Origin of the sequence: Mesorhizobium sp. M4B.F.Ca.ET.203.01.1.1 (assembly GCF_004791025.1) — a bacterium.
Classification (GTDB): Bacteria; Pseudomonadota; Alphaproteobacteria; order Rhizobiales; family Rhizobiaceae; genus Mesorhizobium; species Mesorhizobium abyssinicae.
This window is the reverse complement of record NZ_SRUO01000120.1, coordinates 1-364: the sequence shown is the minus strand read 5'-3', so window position 1 is coordinate 364 and position 364 is coordinate 1. Positions and strand designations below refer to the sequence as shown.

The 364-nt window shown below is 68.4% G+C and carries 1 protein-coding gene; it reads left to right on the top strand.

What is annotated here, in order from left to right; translation table 11 throughout:
* Positions 1-257, top strand: a 257-nt coding sequence (locus EN846_RS33920) for a Rieske (2Fe-2S) protein (RefSeq protein ID WP_135928120.1), incomplete at its 5' end; no start/stop codon positions are given.
* Positions 258-364: the final 107 nt, after the last annotated feature.

The window sequence follows — 364 nt, the reverse complement described above, 5'->3', positions numbered from 1 at the left end:
GCGATGCCGAATCGCTGGTGCTGTATCGCGACGGTGCGCAGGTGCGCGCGTTCCTGAACATCTGCCCGCATGCCGGCCGCCGTTTGGACTGGGCACCGGGCCAGTTCCTGAAGAGCCGCGAGGGGCATCTGGTCTGCGCCGCGCACGGCGCCTCGTTCGCGCTGGACAGTGGCGACTGCATCGCCGGCCCGTGCAAGGGCGACCGCCTGCGCGCGGTGCCGGTGGACGTGCGCGACGGGCAGGTTTACCTGGCTTGAAGCCAGCTGGGGGTCGGATCCGTCTTCCGCAGGAAAACGGCTCTGACCCCATCAAGCCAGGAGCAGTCGAGCATGGCTCGACGCTACAAAAGCCGTGTCGACCGAGG